22 protein-coding genes are annotated in these 25,889 nt (G+C 29.3%); 2 read left to right on the forward strand and 20 right to left on the reverse strand.

Annotated elements, in window-relative coordinates:
* From ABDX67_RS01365 to ABDX67_RS01425, 13 genes are read right to left on the reverse strand one after another with little or no spacing between them, the layout of a single operon-like run.
* Positions 1 to 714, reverse strand: coding sequence for an FkbM family methyltransferase (locus ABDX67_RS01365; RefSeq protein ID WP_347172987.1), 714 nt, complete (start codon positions 712 to 714; stop codon positions 1 to 3).
* Positions 701 to 2,002: a lipopolysaccharide biosynthesis protein gene (locus tag ABDX67_RS01370; protein ID WP_347172989.1), complete on the reverse strand. Its 1,302-nt coding sequence runs from the start codon at positions 2,000 to 2,002 to the stop codon at positions 701 to 703. Before ABDX67_RS01370 ends, ABDX67_RS01365 begins: the two co-directional genes overlap by 14 nt.
* On the reverse strand, positions 1,995 to 3,050 hold the full coding sequence (locus ABDX67_RS01375; RefSeq protein ID WP_347172990.1) for a GDP-L-fucose synthase family protein: 1,056 nt from the start codon (positions 3,048 to 3,050) through the stop codon (positions 1,995 to 1,997). The genes ABDX67_RS01370 and ABDX67_RS01375 overlap by 8 nt, the downstream gene beginning before the upstream one ends.
* Positions 3,043 to 4,158: a GDP-mannose 4,6-dehydratase gene (gene gmd / locus ABDX67_RS01380; protein ID WP_347172991.1), complete on the reverse strand. Its 1,116-nt coding sequence runs from the start codon at positions 4,156 to 4,158 to the stop codon at positions 3,043 to 3,045. The genes ABDX67_RS01375 and gmd overlap by 8 nt, the downstream gene beginning before the upstream one ends.
* A 3-nt stretch (positions 4,159 to 4,161) precedes the next feature.
* Positions 4,162 to 4,707, reverse strand: a complete 546-nt coding sequence (gene rfbC / locus ABDX67_RS01385; protein ID WP_347172992.1) for a dTDP-4-dehydrorhamnose 3,5-epimerase — start codon at positions 4,705 to 4,707, stop codon at positions 4,162 to 4,164.
* On the reverse strand, positions 4,707 to 5,561 hold the full coding sequence (rfbA, locus tag ABDX67_RS01390) for a glucose-1-phosphate thymidylyltransferase RfbA (protein ID WP_347172994.1): 855 nt from the start codon (positions 5,559 to 5,561) through the stop codon (positions 4,707 to 4,709). The genes rfbC and rfbA overlap by 1 nt, the downstream gene beginning before the upstream one ends.
* Complete coding sequence (gene rfbB / locus ABDX67_RS01395; protein ID WP_347172995.1) at positions 5,561 to 6,571, reverse strand: dTDP-glucose 4,6-dehydratase; 1,011 nt, start codon at positions 6,569 to 6,571, stop codon at positions 5,561 to 5,563. The genes rfbA and rfbB overlap by 1 nt, the downstream gene beginning before the upstream one ends.
* A gap of 3 nt (positions 6,572 to 6,574) precedes the next feature.
* Positions 6,575 to 7,609, reverse strand: a complete 1,035-nt coding sequence (locus tag ABDX67_RS01400; RefSeq protein ID WP_347172996.1) for a hypothetical protein — start codon at positions 7,607 to 7,609, stop codon at positions 6,575 to 6,577.
* Between the two features lie 27 nt (positions 7,610 to 7,636).
* The gene (locus ABDX67_RS01405; RefSeq protein WP_347172998.1) at positions 7,637 to 9,301 is read right to left on the reverse strand and encodes a DUF6909 family protein; all 1,665 of its coding nucleotides are present in this window, start codon (positions 9,299 to 9,301) and stop codon (positions 7,637 to 7,639) included.
* Positions 9,302 to 9,349: 48 nt separating this feature from the next.
* Entirely contained in the window at positions 9,350 to 10,993 is a 1,644-nt protein-coding gene (locus ABDX67_RS01410; RefSeq protein WP_347173000.1) for a S41 family peptidase, read from the reverse strand.
* Between the two features lie 2 nt (positions 10,994 to 10,995).
* Positions 10,996 to 11,373, reverse strand: coding sequence for a ribonuclease P protein component (rnpA, locus tag ABDX67_RS01415; RefSeq protein WP_347173001.1), 378 nt, complete (start codon positions 11,371 to 11,373; stop codon positions 10,996 to 10,998).
* 43 nt (positions 11,374 to 11,416) lie between these two features.
* A complete protein-coding gene (locus ABDX67_RS01420; protein ID WP_347173003.1) occupies positions 11,417 to 12,295 on the reverse strand; it encodes a dimethylarginine dimethylaminohydrolase family protein in 879 nt (292 codons plus the stop codon).
* Entirely contained in the window at positions 12,292 to 13,602 is a 1,311-nt protein-coding gene (locus ABDX67_RS01425) for an amino acid permease (protein WP_347173004.1), read from the reverse strand. Before ABDX67_RS01425 ends, ABDX67_RS01420 begins: the two co-directional genes overlap by 4 nt.
* 56 nt (positions 13,603 to 13,658) lie before the next feature.
* On the opposite strand from ABDX67_RS01425, the gene ABDX67_RS01430 reads away from it, so the two are divergent.
* Together ABDX67_RS01430 and ABDX67_RS01435 are read left to right on the forward strand one after the other, a co-directional pair.
* A complete protein-coding gene (locus ABDX67_RS01430; RefSeq protein WP_347173005.1) occupies positions 13,659 to 14,741 on the forward strand; it encodes an SRPBCC family protein in 1,083 nt (360 codons plus the stop codon).
* A gap of 71 nt (positions 14,742 to 14,812) precedes the next feature.
* The gene (locus ABDX67_RS01435) at positions 14,813 to 15,991 is read left to right on the forward strand and encodes an acyl-CoA dehydrogenase family protein (RefSeq protein ID WP_347173006.1); all 1,179 of its coding nucleotides are present in this window, start codon (positions 14,813 to 14,815) and stop codon (positions 15,989 to 15,991) included.
* A 117-nt stretch (positions 15,992 to 16,108) separates the two neighbouring features.
* On the opposite strand, the gene ABDX67_RS01440 is transcribed toward ABDX67_RS01435, so the two are convergent.
* From ABDX67_RS01440 to ABDX67_RS01470, 7 genes are all read right to left on the reverse strand, one after another.
* Positions 16,109 to 16,405, reverse strand: coding sequence for a hypothetical protein (locus tag ABDX67_RS01440; RefSeq protein WP_347173008.1), 297 nt, complete (start codon positions 16,403 to 16,405; stop codon positions 16,109 to 16,111).
* 168 nt (positions 16,406 to 16,573) lie between these two features.
* On the reverse strand, positions 16,574 to 18,094 hold the full coding sequence (locus tag ABDX67_RS01445) for an ankyrin repeat domain-containing protein (protein ID WP_347173009.1): 1,521 nt from the start codon (positions 18,092 to 18,094) through the stop codon (positions 16,574 to 16,576).
* Between the two features lie 29 nt (positions 18,095 to 18,123).
* Positions 18,124 to 19,449, reverse strand: a complete 1,326-nt coding sequence (locus ABDX67_RS01450; protein WP_347173011.1) for a serine hydrolase domain-containing protein — start codon at positions 19,447 to 19,449, stop codon at positions 18,124 to 18,126.
* A gap of 102 nt (positions 19,450 to 19,551) precedes the next feature.
* Positions 19,552 to 20,163 carry a M23 family metallopeptidase gene (locus ABDX67_RS01455; protein WP_347173012.1) on the reverse strand — a complete coding sequence of 204 codons (612 nt, stop codon included), beginning with the start codon at positions 20,161 to 20,163 and terminating at the stop codon, positions 19,552 to 19,554.
* A gap of 91 nt (positions 20,164 to 20,254) precedes the next feature.
* Positions 20,255 to 21,307, reverse strand: coding sequence for a helix-turn-helix domain-containing protein (locus tag ABDX67_RS01460; protein WP_347173014.1), 1,053 nt, complete (start codon positions 21,305 to 21,307; stop codon positions 20,255 to 20,257).
* Between the two features lie 55 nt (positions 21,308 to 21,362).
* Complete coding sequence (locus tag ABDX67_RS01465; RefSeq protein WP_347173016.1) at positions 21,363 to 22,679, reverse strand: TolC family protein; 1,317 nt, start codon at positions 22,677 to 22,679, stop codon at positions 21,363 to 21,365.
* On the reverse strand, positions 22,669 to 25,887 hold the full coding sequence (locus tag ABDX67_RS01470) for an efflux RND transporter permease subunit (RefSeq protein WP_347173017.1): 3,219 nt from the start codon (positions 25,885 to 25,887) through the stop codon (positions 22,669 to 22,671). The genes ABDX67_RS01465 and ABDX67_RS01470 overlap by 11 nt, the downstream gene beginning before the upstream one ends.
* Positions 25,888 to 25,889 lie beyond the last annotated feature (2 nt).

Consider the following 25,889-nt stretch of genomic DNA (forward strand, 5'->3'; position numbering starts at 1 on the left):
TTAATCTCTAAAAAATAATCCATCTACTTGTAAAAGTTTCCCTGACTCTTCATCATAAAAACCATTTTCTAAACTATGTAAATTAAAACCAAAAGATTTTAACAAGTTAATAATATCTATGTATAACATTTCATCCTTGTAAAGTTCTTGTATTGACATTTCTATTTGAATTCCTTTAATTTTATTTAATGATTCTTTTGCTCCTTCTAACACATTCTTTTCAAAACCTTGCACATCTACTTTTAATAAAACTATATCATTTTCATTTACTAAGCTATTGTAAATTGCATCTAATGACTTTATGGAAACTTTTTCACTTCCTATAATTTTAGATTCTGGGGCGCTTTTTACATGATTTGGTAAAATATCTAGTAGAGAACTACTATAAGTGTTTTTTGATAAATGAATTTCTAAATCTTCATTTTGACTACCCAGTCCATAGTTAAAAGCTTTCCATTTTTTATTTTTAATCGCTTTTTTTTCTAATGTAGAAAAAGTTGAACTCACAGGCTCAAAAGAGATTATTTGCCCTTTAAAACCTAAGTTAAAAGCCTGCAAGGCATATTGTCCACTATTTGCTCCAACATCTAAAATTTTGTTTATTTTATAATAATGAAATAGTTTTTTTCTTCTTCTTAAGTCTAAATCTGGATATATCTTTAAATCTAATTTAACAGGATTGATGAGTTTTCTTATGATGTTAATTAATTTCATTCTTTTTTAAAATTTGAAAGGTTTGTAAAGGTAAAATTAATGATAGACTTAAAATACTAAAAACAGTTCCTAAAATAACACCACTGCTTCCTAAATCAAACGTTTTTACAAAATAAATGGATAACGGAATATTAATAATAGCACCAAAAATATACAACCACAATTGTAATTTCACTTTACCAATACTGTTTAAAAATGTCATATAAATAATTCCGTAAACACGAATCAACACAAAAATCGACATGAATAAAATTAAGGTAGTCGGAATCAATAAGTCTCTTTGAATCCATATTTTAATAAGTGGCTTTGAAATAAAAAACAATCCAGTAATTAAGAAAATTAAAGCTATAAATAACTTATTTAACCGGATAATCGTTTTCTTAATCCACTTAAAATCTTTCTTTTGAAAAGCATCTGTGTATAATGCCCAAAAAGGATCTTGTGCAATTACAGAAATAGTAATTACTACTTGAAAAAGTTTATAAACAACATCATAATTGGTTACCTCACTTGGTCCTAATAATTTACTGATAATTAAATTGTCTGTTGTAAAAATAACAATCATACACAATTGAATTCCAAAGAAAGCCAAACTCAACCCCATTAAATCTTTTACCTTATCTCTATTAAAAGAAGCAATAGAGGGTTGTATTTTTTTGTTTTTTTTAAAAAATAAAATGGTAAAAATAAGTCCAACTAAAATATTCGAAACACCATAAAATACTGCAACAAACAATAGTTTTCTTGGAAAAAAATGTAATAAAAGCATCGTAGAAAGCAATACTACTAACTGATAAATTAACATTGCCAATTCTACTTTTGACGCTTGTTGATTTGCGTAAAAAAAAGATTTATATAAGTTTAAAACAAAGCTTGTGATTACTAAAAATAAGGTTACCAATAATACCGTTTTTAACTCACTTTCTGAAATTGTGGTATTGAATAGTTCTTGTAAATTTATTAAAAAAATACCTCCAATACCGATGCATAAAACCAATACTGAAATTAAAAAAATAGCAATATAAGCGGTAGAAATATACGTTTTAGCCAGTGTGAAATTTTTTAAGCTTAACGCTTCAGAAAGTTTGGTTTTTAACCCATTTCCAATTCCGGCATCCACAAAAAACACAATATTTACCAACGAAAAAATAGTTACCCAAATTCCGTACTGCTCCTTTTCTAAATAGTTTAATAAAAGTGGAATTGTTGTAAAAACAATTGCCATGTTTAAGATTTTATAAAAAACTCCTAAAGAAACATTTTTAAATATGATATTTTTTCTATTCATTTATTTTTTGCAGGTACCAATCATACATTTTTTCAATTCCTTTATCTAACTCAATAGCATGTGTCCAACCTAAATTGTGAATTTTAGAAACATCAGTAACTTTTCGCATGGTTCCGTCTGGTTTTTCTGTATTAAAGATAAATTCGCCTTTAAAACCAACAATGTTTTTAATCTTTTCTGCCAATGCTGCAATCGAAATATCAATACCAGTTCCAATATTTATATGGGTATTTCTGATTTCTTTCTCCTGCGAATGAAAGGTGTTTTTAAAATCGCTACTTTCCATTAAAAAAACACAAGCATCAGCCATATCTTCGCTCCATAAAAACTCTCTTTTTGGTTTTCCAGAACCCCAAATTTCTACACTTTTTGATGTGACTCCATATTTTGATAAAATAGATTTTGCTTCAACTAAAGTATCAACTTGTAAATCTTTTAAAACGCTTTTTTCATCATTATTTTCTAATAATTTTGCCAAATGAATTTTACGAATTAACGCTGGTAACACATGTGATTTTTCTAAGTCAAAATTATCATTTGGCCCATACAAATTGGTTGGCATTACCGATAAAAAATTAGTGTCATATTGTAAATTATAACTTTCACACATCTTAATTCCTGCAATTTTTGCAATGGCATAAGGTTCGTTTGTGTATTCTAATTCGTTGGTTAAAAGTTCCGTTTCTTTGATTGGTTGATTGGCATTTTTTGGATAAATACATGTGCTTCCTAAAAACAATAATTTTTTTATGTTATTCACATAACTTTGATGAATCACATTGTTTTGAATCATCAAATTTTTATAAATAAAATCTGCTCTATATTTATTATTTGCTACAATTCCGCCAACTTTTGCAGCAGCTAAAAACACGTATTCAGGTTTTTCTTTTGCAAAAAAATCAGCCGTTTCTTGCTGATTTGTTAGGTCGAGTTCTTGATGCGTTTTGGTGATGATATTCCTATGTCCTTTTTGCTGTAAATTTTTTACAATAGCGCTACCAACCAAACCTCTATGACCAGCAACATATATTTTTGCGTCTTTATTCATAATTGTTGTTTATATGATGTCCGCCTTTTTTTAAAAACAATTCTTTTTGCATGATTTGTATATCATTTTCCATCATTTCTTTAATCAATTCTTCTAAAGAACATTCTGGTGTCCAACCTAATTTTTCTTTTGCTTTGGTTGCATCACCAATTAACAAATCTACTTCTGTAGGTCTGTAATAATGCGGATCAATAGAAATTACTTCTTTTCCAATGTCTACTTTAAAATCAGGATTTTTACATGCTTTGATAATTCCTTTTTCTTCTTTTCCTTTTCCTACAAATTCTAGCTCAATTCCTACTTCCGAAAAAGCCATTTTAACCATGTCTCTAACCGAGGTTGTTTTTCCTGTGGCAATTACCCAATCTTCTGGTTTATCTGCTTGTAAAATCATCCACATCATCCGTACATAATCTTTTGCGTGACCCCAATCTCTTTTTGCATCTAAATTTCCTAAAAACAATTTGTCTTGTAATCCTAACGCTATTTTAGAAACTGCTCTTGTAATTTTTCTGGTTACAAACGTTTCTCCTCTAACTGGTGATTCATGATTAAATAAAATTCCGTTACACGCAAAAATGTTGTAAGCTTCTCTATAATTTACAGTAATCCAATAGGCATAAATTTTTGCAACTCCATAAGGGCTTCTCGGGTAGAAAGATGTTGTTTCTGTTTGTGGAACTTCTTGTACTTTTCCGTATAATTCTGATGTTGAAGCTTGATAAATTTTAGTCTTTTTTTCTAAGTTTAAAATCCGAATTGCTTCCAACAATCTTAAGGTTCCAAGTCCATCTACATTTGCAGTATATTCTGGTGTATCAAACGAAACATGAACGTGACTCATTGCTGCTAAATTATAAATTTCATCTGGTTGAACTTCTTGAATTATACGAATCAAATTTGTACTATCTGTCATGTCTCCATAATGCAAAAATAAATTTCTTTTTTCTGCATGAGGATCTTGATATAAATGATCTATTCGTTGGGTATTAAAGCTAGATGAACGTCTTTTTATACCATGAACTTCATATCCTTTATCTAATAAAAGTTCTGTTAAATACGAACCATCTTGTCCTGTAATTCCTGTAATTAAAGCAATTTTTTTCACTTGTTAAATTTCTAATTCATTAAACTTTTTTAGCACTTTATCTTTTTCTGAAACCGATATTTCATGTTCTAAAAGCATCCAATCTATATTTAGTGTTTCATCGTTAAATATAATTCCTCCCTCAGATTTTGGTTGATAAAAATTATCACATTTATATACAAAAACGGTATTGTCTTCTAAAACAGAATAGCCGTGCGCAAAACCTCTTGGAACAAATAATTGTTTCTTATTATCTTCTGATAAAACACAAGAAAATACTTCGCCATAAGTTTTAGAACTTGGTCTGATGTCCACAACTACATCCAACACTTTCCCTTTTACAACACGCACCAATTTTGCTTGTGCAAATGCTCCTTTTTGAAAATGTAATCCTCTTAAAACTCCTCGGTTTGAAAACGCTTCGTTATCTTGAACAAACTCAATTTCTTTGCCTGTTAGTTCATTAAACTTTTGTTTATTAAAAGTTTCAAAAAAATAACCTCTTTCGTCTCCAAAAATTGTTGGTTCTATAATAAAACAGTCTTTTAAGTTTGTTTCTGTAACTTGCATTAAATTCCTTCTAAATGTTTACCATAACCGCTTTTTAATAATGGTTCAGCTAATTTGTGTAGCTGTTCTTTAGTGATAAAACCACTTCTATAAGCAGCTTCTTCAATAGCACCAACTTTTAATCCTTGTCTTTCTTCTATTACTTGCACAAATTGAGATGCTTGCATTAAAGAATCAAAAGTTCCAGTATCTAACCAAGCAGTTCCTCTATCTAAAATACTCACATTTAACTTTCCTTTTTCTAAATATGATTTATTTATATCTGTAATTTCTAATTCTCCTCTATGACTTGGTTTAATGTTTTTTGCGATTTCTACAACGTCATTATCGTAAAAATAAATTCCAGGAACTGCATAATTTGATTTTGGTTTTTCTGGTTTTTCTTCAATTGAAATTGCGTTTCCGTTTTCATCAAATTCAACAACACCGTATCTTTCTGGATCATGAACATGATATGCATATACAATTCCACCATCTGGATTGTTGTTGGCTTTTAATAATGTTGCCAATCCTGTTCCGTAAAAAATATTATCTCCTAAAATCAATGCAACTTTATCATCTCCAATAAAATCTGCACCTAAAATAAATGCTTCAGCTAATCCGTTTGGATTCTCTTGAACTGTATATACAAAAGTACATCCGTATTTTTTTCCATCTCCTAACAATCTTTTAAATAGTGGTAAATCTTGAGGTGTAGAAATAATTAAAATCTCATTAATTCCTGCCGACATTAATGTTGATAATGGATAATAAATCATTGGTTTATCAAAAACAGGCATTAATTGCTTGCTAATTGCAAGTGTTATTGGATGCAATCTTGTTCCAGATCCGCCAGCTAAAATAATTCCTTTCATTATTTATTATATTTATTTAAATACCATTCAATGGTTTTTTTTATTCCCGTTTCAAAATTTTCTTCAGCAAGCCAACCCAATTCATTTTCAATTTTTGATGCATCAATTGCATATCTAAAATCGTGTCCTGGTCTGTCTTTTACAAAAGAAATTTGTTCTTTATAGGAAACTTTTTTTGGAGAAATTACATCTAATATTTCACATATTTTATCTGCGATATATAAATTATTTCGTTCGTTTTTTCCACCAATATTATAGGTTTCTCCTGCTTTTCCTTTTTGATATGTCAACTCAATTCCTTTACAGTGATCTAGCACAAACAACCAATCTCTTATGTTTTTTCCATCACCATAAATAGGAATATTTTCTCCAGAAATTGCTTTTCTGATAATTGTTGGGATCAACTTTTCGTCGTGTTGTTTTGGTCCGTAATTATTAGAACAATTTGTTGTAACAACATTCATTCCGTAAGTATGAAAATAACTTCTTACAATAAAATCGGACGCTGCTTTTGATGCGCTGTAAGGGCTATTTGGTGCGTATGGAGTTTCTTCTGTAAACAAACCTGTTGCTCCTAAAGTACCAAAAACTTCGTCTGTAGAAATATGATGAAAACGAGCGTTTTCAAACTCTTTTTTATACAAATTTGGTGCATCCATCCAGTAATCTTTTGCAACATCTAACAAATTAAATGTTCCGTTTATATTCGTCTGAATAAACGCATCTGGATTTTTAATTGAATTATCTACATGAGATTCTGCGGCAAAATGTATTACACCAGAAATAGTATATTTTTTAAATATTTTCTCAATAAAAATTCTATCACAAATATTTCCTTTTTCAAAAATATATCTTGAATGTGTTTTTAACTCTTTTAAGTTTTCTAAATCTCCCGCATACGTTAATGCATCTAAATTTACAACCTTAATATTTTTGTTTTTGTCTAAAAAATAAGGAATAAAATTAGCCCCAATAAAACCAGCTCCGCCTGTTATCAATATCGCTTTCATTAACTATTTTTTATAGTTGTTTAAATAAACATTTAACTGTTTTAATAGTAAAAATAACACCATTAAAACAACTCCTAAAAGTGCTATTTGAACTCCATAATTTTTATCAATCCCTTTTATTTCATAACCAATTGGCTGAAAATTAGAAATAACATTTAAAACTTCAGATTTTTCTGATTTATCTTCACTAATATCTTTTAAATCTTTATTTATTCTTCTATTAGTTTCAAATAATTCTAGTTCTTTGGTTGTGGTTTTTGTACCACCTAAATCGATACTTGTTCCTGTGTTTTCTTTTTTAGATTCTTCTACTAAAACGGTCATATAAACTCTTCTTAAAGAATCTATCTGAGTTAAATTTTGTCTTAAAAGCGAATCTGTTCTGTTAAGGTTTTCGTTTGTTAATCTTTTTACTTTATTGTAGAATTTATTGTTTACAACGGATGAAATAATAACTTCATCTAACTTAGAAAAAACGTTATTTTGTGTTGCAATAACATGAATATTATGAATTCTATAATCGTAATCTGTAAACGTGTTTTTAAACACATCAAACGAATAACTTTTTGCCGTAAGTGTATCAACAGATAAAATTAAATCATCATAAGATGTTAAAAGATCGTTTCCGTTTTTTATAGGATAAATTTCAAATTTTTTAAGTTTTGCTGCTATTTCAGCTGAAAGATTAAACGTTTTTGCTAAAGTAATTGTGTCTTTTTGCTTTACTAAATCGTTGTAATAATTTACATTATTATACAATTGTCTTGTGCTTTTAAAATTGGGCTGAACTTGCATGTCTGCACCAAAAGTTGGTGCTTTTTTTAACTGAAAAAAAGTTCCAATTACTCCACCAATTACTGCTGCTAATACAAGCTTTATTAGATTTGTTTTAACAAATAATAACAATAAAATTACTAGATGATAAATTCCTTTAAAAACTGTTGCAATAAAATTAAATAGATTAGAAAATCCTTTTCCAATAATAATAAATAACGATCCTAACTCTATTTCTTCTTTAGGTTGTGATTCTTTAGCCATTTTTTCTTGTTTAGTTAGTTGTATTTTTTAAAATATTTGTTCTAATATTTTTTGTGTAATTGCATAAGTTGGTGTTACACCAGACATTCCTAATCCGCCAGAAGCCAATGTTGCTCCAGTTTCTAAAGGATTATCAGACGCATAATATGCATAACGTACTTTTACGTTTTCTGATATATTTCCTCTAATTTTAGATGCAGCTTGAATTGCTTTTTGATAATGTGCTCCTTCCATTTCTAGTCCAATTACGTTCCAAGTAGAATCATGGAAGAATTTTAAAATGTCTTTATTTTGAAGCGATGTTCCTAAAACAGAAATCATTGCTCCGTCAAATGAACGCACTCCAAAACCTTCTAAATCTTCTTTAGTTAACTCATTTTTAAACGGATAATTGTCTGCTGTTCCTTCAAAAACGTGTGAAGACGGAATCATAATATCGCCTTTTCCTCCTTCTAAAATTCCTGCTTTTCCCATAATTGAAACAGATTCAACATCTAAATGTATTGTTGTGTTTTCTGTAATATATGGTTTTAACAACTCATCCATGGTTTCATATGCTTGTTCTCCAAAAGCATAATCCATTACAATTAATACAGGTTTTTTATTTTGTGAATTCTGTTTGATATAACTTGTTGTTGCAAAATCGATTTTTTCTGTATCAATTATTTGAACATTTATGTTTGTACCCGAAGTATCTTTTACATAAATCAACCCATTTTTAGAAGCGTAATTTTTAACTTTTACTTGAAATTCTTTACTGTTTTCGTTACTTAATAATCCAAATAGTTTAAAACCAACATTGTTTTTAGCTTCTGTAGGAATTGCACCTTGAGCATAAATCGAGTTCATAACACTGTGCATATTTGCACTAATAATATGAATTGGTCTTTCTAATAAATTATTTTCTTTAAGAATTTTTTTAATGTTATCTGCCCAAATTTCACCATAAATATGTTGTCCTATTTGTTCATTTAAAACCGAACTAAATGTTACAACTCTTTTTTTGTCTTCTACCGTTTCATTAATTGCTAATTGACCTAACCAATATATTAATTGAAAAAACCGATCTGGATTTTTCTCTGTAGAAAATGTGTTGTAAATTTTAGAAACTTCTTCATAAGTTCTTCCTAAAATAGTTCCTAAATGTGCAATGGTAACTTCTCTTTCATCTTTTGTAATTGATTTATCATACAGTACAATTTCTTTCAATGTTTTCCATTCCCTAATACAATCTGAACCTTCGTTTATTAAAACTTTTTCTTTAATCTTGTGAGATTCTATAAACAAAAAAGTTAAATGGGTTAAAATATCATAGATTTCTGATCTACCTCGAGTAATCTCAATATTCATTTGATCCTTGTCTATTCTATAACAATTTCTTCTTCTTTTTGCAGGAATAATTGCTTTAAAGTGCGAGTTTTTATATCCTTCGTCAGCTGTTAAATTGATAAATTGACACTCCTCAATTCCTTCTGGTAAGCGTTCAATAATATATATTAATCCATTTAATTCTACTTTTTCTTCTGCAATAGAACCATAAATTTCTGGTCTTAATTGCAATAACGATTTTCTTAATGTTTCACCAGAAACACCCATCGGTTTGTAAAAACCTCTACTAAATAAATGACGCATAGAAATGTATAATCTTTCTATAGCTCCTGTAGATTCTTGCGCTCTTGTTCTTTCTTTCATTCTAATTTTTTACTTTTTTCGTAATTCAAAGATACTAATTTAAATAGCTTACTTTTCGCCTGATAATATCTGATTATACTTTATTTTGTTCTTTAGTAATTTAACCGCTTCTAAAACCGTTTTATCTGATGCTATCTTACTTTGATAAACACCTTCTTGATAATAATATTGGTCTAAAATAATGTCTTTTAACTCGTTCTTTAAAAACTCTTTATTACTTGCTAAAGCATTTATTTTCTCTGTTTTTAATGTACTTAAGATTTGAGAATATTCTTTGCTTATTTTTTTATTTTGAGTAGCGGTTAACATCTCATATGATTTTTTAAACGAAGCTTCTTCTTTTGTTAAAAACGTGGTGTCTGTTTTTAAAAACGTTTGAAATTGTTTAAAGTTTTTATCTGTAAACTTAAAGTCTTTTGCTGCAGAAATTTTATTGTTTTTATTTCTAAAATTGATTGCAAAATCAAATAATGCTCTAGAACCTAGCAAAATTTTTGTTTCTTCTGATAAGGTTTCATTTTCTGTTGTAATATCTGGTATAATTCCGCCACCATCAAAAACTTTTCTTCCGTTTTCTGTTCTAAATTCATTGATTCCGGCATCAGAAAACTTCGGCACTTTTCCTGTTTTAAAATCTCTGTTTGCATAATCTAATTCTTGAATACATCGTCCGCTTGGCGTATAATATTTAGAAATAGTTACTTTTAATTGCGTTCCGTAACTCAATGTTCTGTAACGTTGCACTAATCCTTTTCCAAACGATCGTTTTCCCATTACAACTGCTCTGTCATAATCTTGCAAAGCGCCCGTTACAATTTCTGATGCTGATGCAGAACTTCCGTTTATTAAAACAACCATCGGAATTTCTAAATCTAACGGATTGTTTCTAGATAAATACGTATTGCTCCATTTTTTTACTTTCGCTTTTGTAGTGGTAATTACTTTTCCTTTTGGTAAAAAAAAGTTAGAAATGTTTACGGCTTCACCAAGCAATCCTCCAGGGTTTGAACGTAAATCTAAAATCAAACTTTTTATGCCTTCTTTTTTTAAACTTTCAAAGGCTTTTTTTATTTCTGAAGCAGCCTTTTCATTAAATCTTGTTAAAACAATATAACCTGTTTCATTGTCTATTTTTTTGTAAAACGGAACCGGATTTATTTCTATTTTTTCTCTTTTTAAATCAAATTTTAGTTTTTTTCCATTTCTTAAAACTTCAATAGAAATTTGACTATCAGGTATTCCAAGTAACAAACTAGAAGTATCTTCTTTTTCTAACTCTGCTAAAACCTGATTATCAATTTTTAAAATTATATCTCCAGATTTTAAACCTGCTTTGTCAGCTGCATATCCTTTATAAACACTAATTATTAAAGGGTTTTTACTCGCATAATGTATTGATGCTCCGATTCCGCCATATTCTCCTTCTCGTCTTATTTTAGCAGCTTCAACATCTTGTTCGTTAAAGTAATTTGTGTACGGATCTAAATCTTTTAACGTGTTTTTTAGAGCGCGAGTTGTTAATTCTGCCGGATTTATTTCATTCACATAATACATATTCAATTCTTTGAATAATGTGGTATAAATTTCTATCTGTTTTGCAACCTCAAAAAATTTTGATTGAAATGAAAACGAAACAAAAACAACTGCAATTAGTAAACCTGCAATCGTTTTATTTTTGATGCTTTTTTTCATCTTTAGTTCTTTTTAATTTGTTCTGTAAACAACTTTAAAAGCTGTTCCATTTTGATATCGATTTCTGCGTATGTGCTTTTTTCTTTACCAATATAAGAAATCATATACACATACGGTTGGTCAATTGTATTGTAAACAAGTTGTTTTTGCTTGCGATAGGTTTCTCTTAACAGTCTTTTTAAGTGATTTCTATCAACCGCTTTTTTAAAGTTTCTCTTAGGAACAGAAACGCCAACTTGAGCCGGATATTTTGAAGTATGTTCTGTTTGAATATAAACAAGCCTTAAAGGAAAACTCTTTACAGATTTTCCTTCTTTATATAATTTTCCAATGAGTGTTTTGCTTTTTAAGCGCTCTTGTTTTCCTAAAGTTTGCTTCATTACTACAAACTTACACAAAAGAGTTGCTTTTTTAAGTAAAAATTTAGACGATTCTTACCAAAGGTCTCGTTAAACACGTTGGTCCGCCGCCGCCTTTTACACTAATTTCGTTTCCTAAATACGTGGTAACTTTACATCCAGCTTTTTCGAGTAAGTTTTTAGTCTTCGGATTTCCATTAACCATTATACAATTTCTTGGCGAAATTGCCAACACATTACATCCCATAGAATCAAATTCTTCTTCCGGAACTTCAATCAATTCAAAACCTCTTTTTAACAATTCGTCTCTAAATCTTATTGGCATTAATGGAGAATATACAACTGCTAAATTTGCATCAATTGGACTTAAAATCGACATTAAATGAAACACGTCTTCTTTGCCTTTGTAATGTGGTAAATCTGCAACAATAACTTGAATTCCGTTTGGTTCTAATAAATTTTTTAGTTGCTTAATTCCTTCATCATTTGTTCTGTAAGTATGTCCAACTGCCAATGTATTTTTATCCAGCCAAGCAATATCGCCACCTTCTAAAGTTCCTGGTGATTTAATTTGCCCTAAAATCGTAATATTTTTTTGTTGATATTCTTGTAATTGAGCTTTTGGTTCATTAATTCTACCCTCTTTTCCCATATTACAAATAATAATTCCAAAATCTGTAGCAATTGATGCATCCCGGCAATAAATAGAATCCATTTTTACATTTTCGTTTGAAGGAAAATGACAAACCTCAACATTATTTTCTTTAAAAATAGCTTCAAATTTATCATATTCTTTCAATGCTAAACTAAAATCTGGTTGCGATAAATAATTCAATTCGTTCCATTGATTTTCTAACAATTCTTCTGATTGAAAAGCATCTTTTGCTGATTTTATATAAACTTTCTCTAATTTTAAATATTCTGAGTGATGTGTTTTGCTCATTTTTCTTTTGTTTTATTCCATTGCATTAGTGCGTAAAATGGTATTCCAAGCAATAATAGTAAAAATCCGTAAAAAACAACATCTGCGCCAGAACCATAAATTGCCCAAACCGAATATGAAAATCCTAATAAGCCGAGTACAAAGGTTTTAATGATGCTATTTAAATGAATTTTCCTTTCGATTAAAATAATAATATATGCTGCTGAAACAAACAAATACGGCACCAAACATGTTAAAACAGTTAGGTTTACCATAAATGTAAATTGATCTACCAAACTTTCGGAAAAGTTCATTAGCATAACAATTGAACTTAAAACACTTCCAATTATTAAACCCAAAACTGGTGCGCCATTTTTGTTTTCTTTTTTAAATATTCTTGGAAACATTTTGTCTTTTGCGGCAGCCATCGGAATTTGAGCAACAATTAAAATCCAACCATTTAATGCGCCAATTCCAGATATTGCTGCTCCGGCTGCAACAAAATAACCAGCATATTCTCCGCCAATTATTTTTCCTGCTTCAGCAAAAGGTGCAGCAGAATCTTTTAAAACATCTGTCGGTAAAATTCCAAATAAAACAATCGTTCCAAAAATATAAATGCATGTGGTAATTATAGTTCCTAACATGGTTGCTTTTGAAACATTTTTCGCTGGATCTTTAACGTTTTCTGCAGGAATACTGGCACATTCAATTCCTAAAAAAGCATATAAGGTTAATGCCGCCACAACAGGGAAAGTGGCAAAATTACTTTCGCCTGTTAAATTAAAATCTGGAAAATTATCTAAGCTAAAAAAGAATCCTCCAATTATAATTATAAAAACCAACGGCAATAATTTTAAAATTGTGGTTACTACTTGAACTTTACCAGAAGTTTTTACACCTTTTGAATTGACCCAAGTAAAAAACCAAATCATGCTTAAACCAATGATAACAGCCAACATAGAATTGGTTTCTAAAATTGGGAAGAAAAAACTCAACGCACCAATAATTGCAATAGCAATTGCTGCGTTGCTTATCCAACAAGAAATCCAATAACCCCAAGCAACTAAAAACCCAATAAAATCTCCAAAACCTTCTTTAGAATACGTGTATGGTCCGCCACTTTTATTGACAATTATTTTGCTAAGATTGCTGAATATTTTTGCTAAAATGATGGCTCCAGTTGCCGTAAATAGCCAACCTAACAAACTAATACCTCCGTATTCTGCAAGTGAAGCTGGTAATAAAAAAATTCCTGCTCCAATCATATTTCCAACTACTAATGAAGTTGTGGTTATTAATCCAATTTTTTTCTGATTAGAACTCATATTTTGTGTATTTTTAGAAGCAATTCTCGAAGATACAATTATTTAATAAACAAAAAATGAAGTTCAACATCGACTCAGATATTAAAAAAGCAGAAACATTACCTGCATCATTTTATAAAGATACTGCTGTTTTTGAAGCGTTAAAAGAACGTGTTTTTTTAAAATCTTGGCAATGGGTTGGAGATGAAAATTTAGTTCCTTTTGCACAATCTGTGCATCCATTTGTGTTATTAGATGGTTATTTAACGGAACCTTTAGTGTTGACAAAAAACAAAAATGAAGAAATAAATTGTTTGACAAATGTCTGTACACACAGAGGAAATTTAGTGGCGTTAAATTCTGGTAAATCAAGAAAATTAACGTGTTTTTATCACGGAAGAAGATTTAATTTAAATGGAGAATTTGAACATATGCCAGAATTTGAACAAACAGAAAATTTTCCTAGACCTTGTGATAATTTGCACAAGTTTCCATTAAAAAAATGGAATCAATTTTTATTTGCTGGTTTAAATCCTGTTTTTGATTTTCAGCAAGTCATTGACATCATGAACAAACGTGTTGGTTTTTTACCTTTAGATGATTTTTCTCTAGATAATTCGCTTTCTAAAGAATATTTAGTTCACGCTAATTGGGCGTTGTATTGCGATAATTATTTAGAAGGTTTTCATGTTCCTTTTGTACATCCAGATTTGAATGATGTGTTAGATTATGGAAGTTATCAAACAGAAATTTATGACTATTGCAATTTGCAAATAGGTTATACAGACGATGCAACCGAAGTTTTTGATTTACCAAAAGATCACATCGATTATGGTAAAAATGTAGCCGCTTATTATTATTGGGTTTTCCCAAATATGATGTTTAATTTTTATCCTTGGGGTTTATCAATAAACATTGTAAAACCGTTAGATTTAAACAGAACAAAAGTCTCTTTTATTTCTTATGTTTTAGATCCATCAAAATTAAATAAGGGCGCAAGTGGAGATATTGATAAAGTACAACGAGAAGATGAATTCGTTGTAGAACATGTTCAAAAAGGGTTAAAATCTTCATTTTATAAAGCAGGTCGATTTTCTCCAACAAGAGAACAAGGTGTTCATCATTTTCATAGATTGTTAGCACAATTTCTAAATGACTAAAAAATTAAGTTAATCCATTTCTATATCAGAAGTAATATTTACTTTTGATACTTCAAATCAATAAAATTATAATGAAACCAGATTTATTTCAAGCTCCAGATTATTATCAATTAGATGATTTATTAACCGAAGAGCACAAATTAGTAAGAGACGCAGCAAGAGAATGGGTAAAAAGAGAAGTTTCTCCAATTATTGAAGATTATGCTCAAAAAGCAGAATTTCCAAAACAAATCATCAATGGTTTGGCAGAAATTGGCGCTTTTGGTCCGTATATTCCTTCAGCATATGGCGGAGCAGGATTGGATCAAATTTCTTACGGATTAATTATGCAAGAAATTGAGCGTGGAGATTCTGGGGTTCGTTCTACCGCATCTGTACAATCATCATTAGTGATGTATCCAATTTGGAAATATGGTAACGAAGAACAGCGTCAAAAATATTTACCAAAATTAGCTTCTGGTGAATGGATTGGTTGTTTTGGATTGACAGAACCAAATCACGGGTCTAATCCAAGCGGAATGGAAACAAAGTTTAAAGATATGGGAGATCATTATCTATTAAACGGAGCAAAAATGTGGATTTCGAATGCGCCTTTTGCACAAGTTGCTGTGGTTTGGGCAAAAAATGAAGAAGGAAGAATTCATGGATTAATTGTTGAGCGCGGAATGGAAGGTTTTTCTACGCCCGAAACACATAATAAATGGTCATTAAGAGCATCATCAACTGGAGAATTAATTTTTGATAATGTAAAAGTTCCGAAAGAAAATTTATTGCCAAATAAATCAGGATTAGGTGCACCGTTAGGTTGTTTAGATTCTGCTCGATACGGAATCGCTTGGGGAGCAATTGGAGCAGCAATGGATTGTTATGATACAGCTTTACGCTATTCTAAAGAACGTATTCAGTTTGGAAAACCAATTGGACAGTTTCAATTACAACAAAAAAAATTAGCCGAAATGATTACAGAAATTACCAAAGCACAATTGTTAACTTGGCGTTTGGGAGTTTTACGTAACGAAGACAAAGCAACTTCTGCACAAATTTCTATGGCAAAACGAAATAATGTAGATATGGCAATAAATATTGCTAGAGAAGCAAGACAAATGTTAGGCGGAATGGGAATTACTGGCGAGTATTCAATTATGCGTCATTCTATGAATTTAGAAAGTGTAATTACCTATGAAGGAACACACGATATTCACTTGCTAATTACTGGTTTAGATATTACTGGATTAAATGCTTTTAAATAAGAGTCTCAGACTCTTTTGTCAGCTTACTCTTGAGTAGAATAATAAATAAAGAAGAGCGGATTTAAATCCGCTCTTCTTTATTTATCTTGTTATAGATTGTTTATTAATTTTTTAAAATTACCTCTCTTTATCTTCTCCGCTTTCAATTATATTTCCCGAATTTATAATTGAAGTAAAAAGGAAAATTTCTGAATTATCTACATTTAGGCATTCAACAAAATGATTAATTAAACTTCTTTGTGTTTTTTTAATGTCTTTTTTCCACTTTGAGGGTAAAAATAAATTAATCATAATTTCGTATTGTTTACCAACTTGCATTTTACTCTGTTGTACCGACAAACAAATTTCTTTTTCATCAACCTGTATGTCATTAGACCAAAGTTTTATTACTTTTTGAAGCTTGGTATAAGACATTTGTTTTTTCTTTATTAAACAGTTTATAATAAGCATAGAAACAAGTTTTTAAGTCTCAAAAAAGTCTTTCCATTACCAATTAAAGTTTTAAATACATGAAGACAAATTTTTTGCAAAAAACACCTTTGTAGATAACAGAAAGATTTAGATAAATACTTAATTAGTATTTTATTCTTTTTTGAGTATAAATTTTAATTTTATTTTTCCAAACCACTCTGGTTTTTTACCATTTGGGTAAGTTTCATCAAACATTACCAACTCTAAAATCTCATTAGAATAATCTAGAGTATAAAATTGTTTTCCATTTTCAAAACCTGGTACTTTGGCAATATCTGCTGTTGTGGTAATAATGTTATCTTTTAAAATATAGTTTCCTGTATTAAAAACTATACTTTTAAATGCATATTCTATTTCCTTTAAATCAGGTTTTGAAAGATTTATAAATGGTTTTCGTTTTTGCATTCTTGGACTATACATAACAGCGTAATTATTTTCTGAAAATAAAAACCTACCGTGGTCTTCATCTTTCGCTACATATGTTGTGTCTGAATATTGATATTGGATTTCTAGAACTTTCCAAGAACCAACTAACTTTCGTTTTTGCTTAACAACATCTATAGAGTCCATAAATTTTATGAGAGTGTCTTTTTTATAATTTTTAGCCATATCATAAGCAGAATATAGGTTGTTTTCTAGTGCTTTTAGATGATGATCTACTCCGTTTTTAATAAGTAATTTAAAAAAATCATCATTATTGTAAAATATTGCCCAATGAATTGCTGCTGCATTATTAATTATGTCTTTGTGATTTATTTTTGCTCCACTATTAATAAGTTTTTTACCTATTGATATGTTTCCTCCAACAGCTGCACCTATTAAAGGAGTTAACTGATATTTTTTATCTGTTTTATTGGCGTCAGCACCAAATTGTAGAAGCAAATTAACAACTTCTATATGACCGAATCTAGAAGCCCAGGTTAGAGGTGTTTGCCCAACTCTATTTGTGTAATTAACATCGGCACCTTTACTAACTAAAAAATCAACCATACTTTTGTTTCCTGTTTGAGACACGAGTTGTAATACAGGAGTTCCTATCTCATCTTTCAAGTTGGGCGAAACACCTTTCTTTAGTAGCTTATTTAGGTCTTTTAAATTTTTTTCCTTTAATGCTTTAATAAATTTTACTTCATTTTTGGAAAGTGTTCTTGCTATTTTTGAGGATCTAAATACATTAGCAACAGAATCTTTGTGCCATAATCTTAATGCAACATCTACAGCTGTTCCATGTTTGCTTTTAAGACTAAGATCCGTGCCTTTTTTGATTAATAAATTCATAATATCAACATAACCATAAAAAGTTGCCCAATTTAAAGCATGATCTTTATTAATATCTAATTGATTTATATTTGCTTTGTTTTCTATTAAGAGTTTACATAAGTCTAAATTTCCTGTAGAAGCTGCGTACATTAAAGGTGTTCCTCTAAGTCCATTTTTTTCTTGTAAGTTAATTTTAGCTCCTTTTTTTAGTAAAGTTTTTACTAATTCTATTTTTTTATTTGAAATAGCTCTTATTAGTGCTGTTTTTCCATTTTCATCAAATACATCTATATTATTAGATGGTTGTTGTGCCAATAAATATCCAGTATTGATAAAGCAAAGAAAAATTAATATATAGTTCGTTAATTTCATTATTTGTTTTTTTATTGATTGCTTTATTTCTAATTCTTCTTAAAAAGACTGTAGTCCTTGCCACCTTGATTTACAACCATCTTTTTATCTTTTAATATAAACGTAAAATAAATTTCTGCTTGTTCAAATCTAAATTTATGTGGTTCATAAGCTTCAACAACAAATTCTGGTTGACCTTCTGCTTTAATAACTAACTCATTGTTTTTTTTAGTAACACTAACCTTAAGTGGAAATTCTGTACCAGAGTAAATACCTAGATAAGCATCTAAATCCTTACTCTTTACTTCAATTGCTTTTTTAAACTCAGGAATTGAAAACTCTTTCTCAAAATACAAACCAGCCGCATTAACAAGTATTTTACTAATTGGGTAAATATTGCCATTTGTAGATAAAGCAATACTAATTTTTTCCTTTGGAAAAAATATAACTACAGATTGAAAAGCATCTATACTGCCTTCGTGTCCGTAAACTACATAATTATGATAAGGAAATTGAAACAACCCCATTCCAATGCCATTAATAATTGTTGTCATTTTTTGCAAAGATGATTTTGAAACCAAACTCTTCTCGAATAAGTGATAATAAAAATTATTTAAATCTGTTGGTGTAGATGCAATAGAACCGGCTCCAAGAGGAATGCTATAATGCGTTTCTTTGTCTGCAATCCATTTTCCTGATAAATTATTATAAGACTGCGCTTCATTTGCTGTTTCTTTAATTAAACTCCCAAAAGAAGTATTCTTTAAATTACATTTTTTTATTATTCTTTTTTCTAATATTGATTTAAAATCTATTCCGTCAATTTTTTCTGAAATTATAGAAAGTAAAATATAATTTGTATTTGAGTATTCTGTTTTTTCATTTGGTTGAAATATATTTTTTTGCTTTTTAATTTTTTCTAATAGCTCTTCTCTTGTGTGAGGTTTATCTCGCCATGTATCAAAATTGTCAATTCTTGTAAAGTTTAACAACCCGCTTCTGTGTTGAAGTAAATTTTCTATTGTAATTATTTTAGCATTAGGTATTTTTGGAAAAAATTTTGAAAGTTTTGTATTTAAAGTTAGTTTTCCTTCATCAACCATTTGCATAATAATAGCAGCAGTAAATGTTTTGGAAATTGAACCAATTCTAAATTTTGTCTTCTTATTATTCTCGCTTTGATGTTTTAAATTACTAAACCCATAAGGTTTTTGATAAATTTCTTTACCATTTTTAAAGACAGAAATGCTTCCCATTCCCTTATCATTAGATTCGATAACATCTAAAAAAACATCCATCTTTTTAGAATCAAATGTTTGGGAACAAAAAGGAAGCATTGGTAATAATAATAAAGACACTAATAGTTTAAGTCTCATAACTTTTAAAAATTTGAATGACACAAAGGTTCTTTTTTTTATCAATAAATTATCTGAAATAACACGGTAAAGTGTTAATAAAAATAATTCTTAACTTTTTATTTAATAAGGTTTTGCTATGTACGTTTTTCCAGATTCTAAACTTTTGGGGTTTGCATCTGTATTCTTAAATGTTACAGGAACAGAACCATACACATACTCAATTCCTGTTGAAGTTGTTACTACAAAATGTAAATGAGGATAACCTGCCAAACCTGTAGCGCCACTCATCCCTAATATTTGTCCTTTATATACACTATCACCAACTTTAACTAAAGCTCCGTTTTTTGTTAAGTGCATATATTGAACAAAAACATCACCGTATTTTACAATAATTAAATTATTTGGAAACTGATAATCAATACCACTTTCTTCTACATAAACAACTTCGCCATTTGTACTTGAGGTAATTATTGAACCTATAGGCATATTAAAATCTATTGCAAACTGATCTGGTTTTCCAGAATGATGATAAGAACCTGTACATGGTCCCAAACCAATTTGATAAGATTTGCCTATTGGATAAGGCAATACATAATTAGAAGTTGACCATTCTGGGAAAGTTGCACTTGAACATTCGTACGTTTCTATTACCTCACTTGTATCGTTGGGTAAATTATCTGTTTTTGAACACGAAACAACTGCGATAACTAAAAGAAAGAATAGTTTTTTCATAAAACACTATTTTAATTTTAGTGCAAATATTTACTATTGTCATAAAAAAAACTACATATTAAAAACCTTTTAAGTAAGTAATAATTATTGCTTACTTTTTATTGTTTTTTCTGTACTGTGAAGGTGTTGTGTTCGTAAACTTTGAAAAGGCCTTATAAAATGTCACTTTATTGTTAAACCCAGAATCTTGTGCAATTGCCTCTATCTTATAATTAACATGTGAAGGTGCAGTTAATAATTTTTTTGAATATTCAACTCTATGTCTATTAACAAAATCGTTAAAGTTTTCTTTTACTAACTCAGACAACGTTTGTGAAATATGTTGAGGTTTTATATCTAGTTTTGAAGATAAAATATCTAAACTCAATTTGTTGTTTAAAAATATTTCTCCTGTTAAGAGTTCATTCTCTATCTGAGAATAAATAATCTTCATACTCTTCTCGTCTAAATAAGATCCTTGGTATTTTTCTTTAATTGTTCTAAAGAATTTTGGATCTACAAATAAAATAACTCCAATAATAAAGACAAAAATGATTGAAATAACATAATACAATGAAAAATCTCTCCAAGAATTAGCAAATAAGATTAATAATGTAATAACAATAGTTGTAATAACATAAATAATTGTGATTCCTCCTAAATAAAACTTCTGATTAATACTAATTTGGCTCTTAGAACTCCATAAAATTTTAAACAACAAAAATGCATATGTAATTTGATGTATTGCTTTATAAAAGTTGATAAATAAAATGCGGTTATAAAAAACTTCAGGGATATTAAAATAAGCAATCCTTTCCTCATCTGGCATTATAATAATGTCAAACATATAAATATTAAGAACCAACAATGGTAAAAAATGCCAAAAATCTTTTAATTCTATTCGTTTTTTATTATCAGTAATAGATTTAAAATGAAACCATAATAGCGGACCATATAAAACACCTATTGAAAAATAAAACCGTCCATGAAATTCAGGATAAAAGTTAAAAATAATAGTTGTTCCGTAAATAAAATTGAGTATCTCATAAGTAAATAACAAAAAATAAAGTGCTAGCGCTTTATTCTTTAGTTTATTCTCTTTAAAAAATAATCCTCCAGAAATAAATAGCGTTAATAATGCTTGGAAAAATAAAAAAAGCTTCACTTAAAATTTGTTTTTATTGATTCAAAAATTATTTTCTATATAATAATAAGGTTTTCTAAATTTCTGTGTTTAGCAAATCTCCTGTTAATTGTAACAATTCTAATTCAATTAGTTTTGCATCGTATTTTGTGTTGTTATAAGACGTTTTACTGTTAATTAAATTAATTTGTGCTTGTCTAAATTCAATCGAAGTAACTTGTCCTAAATTGTAACGTTCTTTTGTTCTATCAAAGTTATTTTGACTCGAAACTACATTTTGTTCTTGCGCTTTTAAAACAAACAATTTGTTGTTATATAAAGACCAAGTATTTTTTAAATTGTTCTCTAAAGTTTCATTTTGTTGTTGCAATAAAATCTGTTGATTTTCTAATGCAATTTTAGAGTTTTCAACTCTTGTTTTTGTGCTTCCTCCGTCAAAAATATTCCAGGTTAGATTTAATCCTGCATTTAATCCGTTAGAATTTGATGCAGCAGAAAAAGAGGTAGATGGATTTTCACTTTTATTCCATCCATAAGAAGTTGATAAACCAACTTTAGGCAAAAAACTTGCTTTGTTTATTTTGATATTAAACTCGCTAATTGCAAGGTTTTTTTCTGTCTTTTTTAATAAAACATTATTTGCTTTTGCTTTGTTTAACAATTCATCAAAATTTAAAATTGGATTAAAAGTAACATCAGTTTCTACATCGTAATTAATTTCTTTTTGTTTACCTAACACAATATTTAAACTTCGTTTTGCATTCAAATATTGTTGCTTAGAATTGATGAGCGCAATGCTATCGTTATTAACATCAACCTCGGCGTTTAACAATTCTAATTTTGTAGATTGCCCAAATTCATGTTTGTATTTTGCTCTTTCTAATCGACGTTTAGAAATGTTTAAAGCTTCTTTTAAATTGTTGTTATTTTCTGACAATCTAGCAATTTGAAAATACAACGTAAATAACTGTAAATACGTGTTTTCTATCGTTTCTTTTGCTTGTAATTCTGATAAATTGTACGTTTCTTTTAATACTTCGTAATTGTATTTTCTTCCTAAACCATCAAAGATTGTATAGTTTACATTTAAAGATGCGTTGTACGATTTAGTAACTGCTCCATCAACCGTTGTAACGGTATTGTCTTGTCTTGTAATTTCTTGATTATCTCTTCTATAATTTGCTCCAGAAGAAGCCGAAACAGTTGGTAAAAATTTAGAGTTTAAAACGTTTTTATTGTTGTTGGCAATTGCAATATTATTGTTGGCAATTTTAATTCCGTAGTTATTTTCTAAAGTTATTTTTAACGCTTCTTTTTTGGTTAAAATCTCTTGTGCTGTTGCTTGAAATGAAAGCGAAACAATTAAAATGATTGTATATATATTATTCTTCATCATGTCCAAATTTAGATTCAATAATAGCTCTTTCTACTTCTTCTTGCGTTACATCTTCTCCTGTATTTAACCACTTAATGCCTACTTTTATCTTATTAGAAACAGACAACAATAATGGTAATAAAACTAGGGTTAAAATAGTTGCAACTGCAATTCCGTAAGAAATTGAAATTGCCATTGGTTTTAAAAATTGCGCTTGTCTACTTTTTTCTAGTAATAACGGAGCTAAACCTGCAACCGTTGTTAAAGAAGTTAATACAATGGCTCTAAAACGAGATTTTCCTGCTTGAATTAACGCTTCATCGTATTTCATTCCTTCTTTTAAATACGTATTAAATTTTCCAATTAAAACCAGTCCGTCGTTAACCATAATACCAATCAAAGCAATAATTCCTAACCAAGATAAAATACCAATGGCAAAATTGTGGAAATAATGTCCCCAAACAACTCCAATCATACTAAAAGGAATTAATAAAATCAATAAAATTGGTTGGCTATACGATCTAAATGTAAACGCAATTACAATATAAATTAAGATTAAAATAATTGGCCCAACAATTTTTACAGAATCTGTTGTCTTTTTTGCTTCTCTATTTTGTCCTTCATACAATGGCGTTACAGTAGTGTATTTAGAAATAATTTCTGGCATAACCCGTGTTTTGATATCTTCTAAAATATCTGTTGCGCTTTCTCCAGGCAATTTTGTATCTGCTGTAATCTGAATTTCTCTTTTTCCACTTAAATGATTGATGGCAATATCTCCTCGTTCTATTTCATACGTTGCAATTTCTGAAAAAGGAACTCTTTCGTTTGTTGGAGTTACAATACGCATATCGTCTAAATTCTTGATAGAAGATCTGTCTTTTTTGTTGTAACGAACCCAAACTTTTATTTCGTCTTGTCCTCTTTGAAAACGTTGTGCTTGAGAACCAAAAAATGCAAAACGCACTTGACTCATAACCGATTGTAGGTTTAATCCTAAAAGATATGCATCGTCTTTTAATTTGATACGAACTTCTTTTATTCCTGCCGGATCATTATCAGAAATATCTTTTAATAATGTATTTTTTTCTAACTCTGCTTTCAGCAATTCTTTTGCTGCTTTTAATTCAGAAATATTGTTTCCAAGTAAAGAAACGGCAATTGGACTTCCTCCAAAATTTCCTCCAGAACCAAAAGTTAGACTTTCTGCGCTGTATATTTTTCCAACTTTTTCTCTTATTGCATTTGTAATTTCTGGTGATGAAAATTCTCTAGATTCACCAGGTAACAAATTTATTGTTAAAGTTGCGTTTGCAGTTCCTGGACCAACTCTTTTAATTACGTTTTCTATAACTCTAATATTGCCGGTTTGTTTTTCTGTAAACTCATCACTTACTAACCAAACCTTATCTTCGATTACAGAAATAATAGAATCTGTAATTTTATCATTTGTTCCTTGTGGCATTTTTAAGGTAACCTGAATTCGATCACTTGCAATAGATGGGAAAAACGAAGTTCTTACTGTTCCACCACCAATAGCTCCAAAACTTAGTGTTAATAATGCAATTGGAATTGCAAATGAAAACATTTTGTTTTTTAAGGAAAAGCGTAAAAAAGGTACAAAGAGTGTATCTCTAACAAAAACTAATAATGCATCTGCTTTTTTATTAATTTTAGTAAAACCTGCTTCAATTTTCTTAAAAAGCTTTTCTAAAAAAGTTTGTTCTTTTAACTCTCCTTGTTCTTCTTTTTTTCTAGAAAGCGCTTTTGAATGTGCAATATGCGCTGGTAATATTATTAAAGCTTCTATTAACGACACACTTAATGTTAGTATCACAACTGTAGAAACTTCTCCAAAAAAACTACCAATTCTACCATCAACAAAAAAGAAGGTAGAAAAAGCAATAATTGTAGTTAAAATTGCTGAAACAATTGGAGGAATAACTTCCATAGTTCCGTCTATTGCAGCATTAATTTTAGATTTTCCTAAATCGTAATAATGATGGTAAATGTTTTCTCCAATTACAATGGCATCGTCCACCAAAATACCAATAACGATAATCATCCCAAAAAGCGATAAAACATTGATGGTAACGCCTAATTGAGCGGCAAAAATAAACATTCCTAAGAAAGAAATTGGCAATCCAAATGCAACCCAAAAAGCCAATCTGGCATTTAAAAATAATGCTAAGAAAAACAGTACAAGCAGTATTCCCATTAGACCATTTTCAAACAATAACTGCGTTCTTTGGTTTAATGTTATAGATGCATCACTAGAAATATTTAGCGTAACATTACTGTTTTCTTGATTAAATTTATAGATGTATTCTTTAATTTTTTCTGCCGAAGAAATTAAATCTTCATTATTTGTATTGCTAACAGTTACATTAATTGCAACGTCTCCGTTATAATAAAGTCTATCTGGATTTTCTGACCAAGAATCTCTTACTTCTGCAACATCTTTTAGTCTGATAATATTACCAGCTGTTGTAGTTCTAACAATTAAATTTTGTAATTCTACACCGTAATAAGATCTATTTCTAGCTCTAATTAAATAATCTTCTTCATCGGTTTTTATGTTTCCTCCTGTAATTAAAAGATTGGTGTTTCTAACAGCCGCTGTTACTTCTGCAATAGATAGTTTATACGCTCTTAAATCGTTTTCTCGAACAGAAATTTCTATTTCTTCATCCGGAAAACCAGATAATGCAACTTGAGAAATTCCTTCAAAACTTCTTAAATCGTTTTCAATTTTTCTTGCATAATCTTTTAAGGATTTTAAAGACAAACCTTCACCACTTATAGAAAAACTTATCGTTGGTCTTGTACTTTCTACTTTTGCAATTACTGGTGGCTCCATTCCAGATGGGAAAGACGGAACTCTATCAACAGCATTTTTAACATCCGATAAAACAATATCAATATTTTTACCTTTTACAACCTCTACATTTACCGAAGCAGAATTTTCTCTAGAAACAGAAGTTACTCTTTCTACACCAACAATTCCTTTTAAATTATCTTCAATTTTTAAAACAACTCCTTCTTCAATTTCTTCTGGAGAAGCTCCTGGATAGGTAAGGTTGATGCTAATTAATTGTGAATCTACTAAAGGAAAGAATGAAGATTTCATTCCTGAAATACCAATAATTCCAAAAGCTACAAATGCAATAATAAAGACATTTACAGCTACAGGGTATTTGATGAAATATGTAATTATTTTTTTCATCC

The organism is Polaribacter uvawellassae, from assembly GCF_039748955.1.
Classification (GTDB): Bacteria; Bacteroidota; Bacteroidia; order Flavobacteriales; family Flavobacteriaceae; genus Polaribacter; species Polaribacter uvawellassae.

Excerpts from the sequence above, each read along its gene's own strand:
- ABDX67_RS01365 (WP_347172987.1), bottom strand. The coding sequence starts at position 714 with ATGAAATTAATTAACATCATAAGAAAACTCATCAATCCTGTTAAATTA.
- ABDX67_RS01370 (WP_347172989.1), bottom strand. The coding sequence starts at position 2,002 with ATGAATAGAAAAAATATCATATTTAAAAATGTTTCTTTAGGAGTTTTT.
- ABDX67_RS01375 (WP_347172990.1), bottom strand. The coding sequence starts at position 3,050 with ATGAATAAAGACGCAAAAATATATGTTGCTGGTCATAGAGGTTTGGTT.
- rfbC (WP_347172992.1), bottom strand. The coding sequence starts at position 4,707 with ATGCAAGTTACAGAAACAAACTTAAAAGACTGTTTTATTATAGAACCA.
- rfbA (WP_347172994.1), bottom strand. The coding sequence starts at position 5,561 with ATGAAAGGAATTATTTTAGCTGGCGGATCTGGAACAAGATTGCATCCA.
- rfbB (WP_347172995.1), bottom strand. The coding sequence starts at position 6,571 with ATGAAAGCGATATTGATAACAGGCGGAGCTGGTTTTATTGGGGCTAAT.
- ABDX67_RS01400 (WP_347172996.1), bottom strand. The coding sequence starts at position 7,609 with ATGGCTAAAGAATCACAACCTAAAGAAGAAATAGAGTTAGGATCGTTA.
- ABDX67_RS01405 (WP_347172998.1), bottom strand. The coding sequence starts at position 9,301 with ATGAAAGAAAGAACAAGAGCGCAAGAATCTACAGGAGCTATAGAAAGA.
- ABDX67_RS01410 (WP_347173000.1), bottom strand. The coding sequence starts at position 10,993 with ATGAAAAAAAGCATCAAAAATAAAACGATTGCAGGTTTACTAATTGCA.
- rnpA (WP_347173001.1), bottom strand. The coding sequence starts at position 11,373 with ATGAAGCAAACTTTAGGAAAACAAGAGCGCTTAAAAAGCAAAACACTC.
- ABDX67_RS01420 (WP_347173003.1), bottom strand. The coding sequence starts at position 12,295 with ATGAGCAAAACACATCACTCAGAATATTTAAAATTAGAGAAAGTTTAT.
- ABDX67_RS01425 (WP_347173004.1), bottom strand. The coding sequence starts at position 13,602 with ATGAGTTCTAATCAGAAAAAAATTGGATTAATAACCACAACTTCATTA.
- ABDX67_RS01430 (WP_347173005.1), top strand. The coding sequence starts at position 13,659 with ATGAAGTTCAACATCGACTCAGATATTAAAAAAGCAGAAACATTACCT.
- ABDX67_RS01435 (WP_347173006.1), top strand. The coding sequence starts at position 14,813 with ATGAAACCAGATTTATTTCAAGCTCCAGATTATTATCAATTAGATGAT.
- ABDX67_RS01440 (WP_347173008.1), bottom strand. The coding sequence starts at position 16,405 with ATGTCTTATACCAAGCTTCAAAAAGTAATAAAACTTTGGTCTAATGAC.
- ABDX67_RS01445 (WP_347173009.1), bottom strand. The coding sequence starts at position 18,094 with ATGAAATTAACGAACTATATATTAATTTTTCTTTGCTTTATCAATACT.
- ABDX67_RS01450 (WP_347173011.1), bottom strand. The coding sequence starts at position 19,449 with ATGAGACTTAAACTATTAGTGTCTTTATTATTATTACCAATGCTTCCT.
- ABDX67_RS01455 (WP_347173012.1), bottom strand. The coding sequence starts at position 20,163 with ATGAAAAAACTATTCTTTCTTTTAGTTATCGCAGTTGTTTCGTGTTCA.
- ABDX67_RS01465 (WP_347173016.1), bottom strand. The coding sequence starts at position 22,679 with ATGAAGAATAATATATATACAATCATTTTAATTGTTTCGCTTTCATTT.
- ABDX67_RS01470 (WP_347173017.1), bottom strand. The coding sequence starts at position 25,887 with ATGAAAAAAATAATTACATATTTCATCAAATACCCTGTAGCTGTAAAT.